Below are 2381 nucleotides of genomic sequence, written 5' to 3'. Positions count from 1 at the left end.
CAATCACCCCGCCCGTCATCGGCATCGGCACACCCGTGGTGGCCGGATAAGACAACGGCAGGCCCTTCATGCCGCGCACGGCGAGGAAGCCGAAGGCTTGCGCCTCGATGGCGTCGGAGGCCCAGCCGAGCGTCTCGGCCGCCTCGACGGTGGCCGAGCCCACCCGCTCCCGCAGCATCCGCAGCATGGTAAGGTTGCGGGCGCCGCCGCCGCAGACGATGAAGCTGCGCGGCCGGCGCGGCAGCAGCGGAATGATGCGGGCGATCGCGGCCGCGGTGAAGGCGGTCAGCGTCGCCGCGCCGTCGGCCGGCGCGATATCGCCGAGCTTCAGCGCGGCAAAGTCGTTGCGGTCGAGCGATTTCGGCGGCGGGCTTGCGAAGAACGGCAGCTCCAGCGCCCGCGCGATCCAGGCTTCATCCACCTTGCCGAGCGCTGCGAACTTGCCCTCCGCATCGAACGCCTGGTTCATGGTGCGGTACATGAAATCGTCCAGCAGTGCGTTGCCGGGGCCGGTATCGCAGGCGATCAAGGTCTCGTTGCCGTCGACATAGGTGATGTTGGAGACGCCGCCGATATTGACCACGACGATCGGCCCCTCGCGCTGCAGCGAATGGGCGAGCGCGCGATGATAGACCGGCACGAGCGGCGCGCCCTGCCCGCCTGCCTCGACATCGGCGGCGCGGAAATCGTGCATCACGGGGATATGGATCGCCTTGGCCAGCGCCGGCGCATCGCCGATCTGCACCGTCAGCCGCTTCTCTGGCCGGTGCAGCACGGTCTGGCCGTGGAAGCCGACGATGTCGATATCCTCAGGCCTCAAGCGATTCTGGGCGAGGAAGGCCGCGACCGCCTCGGCATGAGCCTGCGTCACCGCCCGCTCGGCCTCCGCCAGAACGCCCGGCCGGGCGTCGCGTTGCGCCAGCTGCACGGCCGCGCTCAGCGCCCGGCGCAGCAAGTCGCGCTCGGCCGGGCCATACGGCCGGTAACCGGATGGCCCGAACGCCTTCACCTGCTTTCCGTCGGTCTCGAGCAGCGCGACATCCACCCCGTCCAGCGAGGTGCCGCTCATCAATCCGAGTGCCGTCAACATCATGGACCAGCGTCCTCGAAAGACCCACCCCGGCATGCCGATCTTGTGCCGGAGGGACACATCTTATAATGCCAACGCGCCAAGTGGCGGGCGGCCAATCGGGTTCCTACGCAAGACCCTTAAATTGCTCCCGAAACAGTAAACCAAGAATTGTTGGGCATGCCGACAGATGACTGCATTTAAATCGGATTTCCTCAACACCCTGCAGGAACGTGGATTCATCCACCAATGCTCCGATTTCGAGGGGCTGGACGCGCTCGCCGCCAAGGGCGAGGCCACGGCCTATGTCGGCTACGATTGCACCGCCCGCTCGCTGCACATCGGCAATTACCTGACCATGATGATGCTGCACTGGCTCCAGCAGTCCGGCAACAAGCCGATCACGCTGATGGGCGGCGGCACCACCATGGTCGGCGACCCCTCCGGCAAGGACGAGACGCGGGCGATGCGCACCGTCGCCGAGATCGAGGCCAACAAGGCATCGATCCGCGGCGTGTTCGCGAAGGTGCTGCGGTACGGCGATGGCAAGAGCGACGCCGTCATGCTCGACAATGCGGAGTGGCTGACCAAGCTGAACTGGATCGAGATGCTGCGCGACGTCGGCCGGCATTTCTCGGTCAACCGCATGCTGACCATGGACTCCGTGCGGCTGCGCCTCGAGCGCGAGCAGGAAATGAGCTTCATCGAGTTCAACTACATGGTCTGCCAGGCCTACGACTTCGTCGAGCTCGCCAAGCGCACCGGCTGCCGCCTCCAGATGGGCGGCTCGGACCAGTGGGGCAACATCATCATGGGCGTCGATCTCGGCCGTCGCATGGGCACGCACCAGCTGTTCGCGCTGACGACGCCGCTGCTGACGACCGCCTCGGGTGCCAAGATGGGCAAGACCGCGCAAGGCGCGGTCTGGCTCAATGCCGACCAGTTCAGCCCTTATGATTTCTGGCAATACTGGCGTAACACCGAGGACGCCGATGTCGGCAAGTTCTTGAAGCTGTTCACGACGCTGCCGATGGCTGAAATCAAGAAGCTCGAAGCGCTCGGCGGTTCCGAGATCAACGAAGCCAAGAAGGTGCTCGCAACCGAGGCGACCGCGCTGCTGCACGGCCGCGACGCTGCGAACGAGGCCGCAGAGACCGCGCGGCGGACCTTCGAGGAAGGCGCGCTGGCCGAAAGCCTGCCGACGGTGGAAATTCCGCGCGGCGAGCTCGACGCCGGCCTCGGCGTGCTCAACGCCTTCGTCAAGGCCGGCTTGGTCGCTTCCAACGGCGAAGCGCGGCGCCAGATCAAGGGC

General features: G+C 66.1%; 2 protein-coding genes. One reads left to right on the top strand and one right to left on the bottom strand.

Going from position 1 to position 2381, the window contains the following annotated elements; all coding sequences use genetic code 11:
- Window positions 1-1093: anhydro-N-acetylmuramic acid kinase (locus JHD07_RS29055; protein WP_291628403.1), on the bottom strand; the 1093-nt coding region annotated here is incomplete at its 3' end.
- A 166-nt stretch (window positions 1094-1259) separates the two neighbouring features.
- Between JHD07_RS29055 and tyrS the strand changes: the two genes are divergently transcribed.
- On the top strand, window positions 1260-2381 hold a 1122-nt coding region (gene tyrS / locus JHD07_RS29050; protein ID WP_291628402.1), incomplete at its 3' end, for a tyrosine--tRNA ligase.

Source organism: Bradyrhizobium sp. (assembly GCF_016462955.1).
Lineage (GTDB): Bacteria > Pseudomonadota > Alphaproteobacteria > Rhizobiales > Xanthobacteraceae > Bradyrhizobium.
Note: the sequence above shows the minus strand (reverse complement) of the source record. Positions and strands in the feature narration are given on the sequence as shown.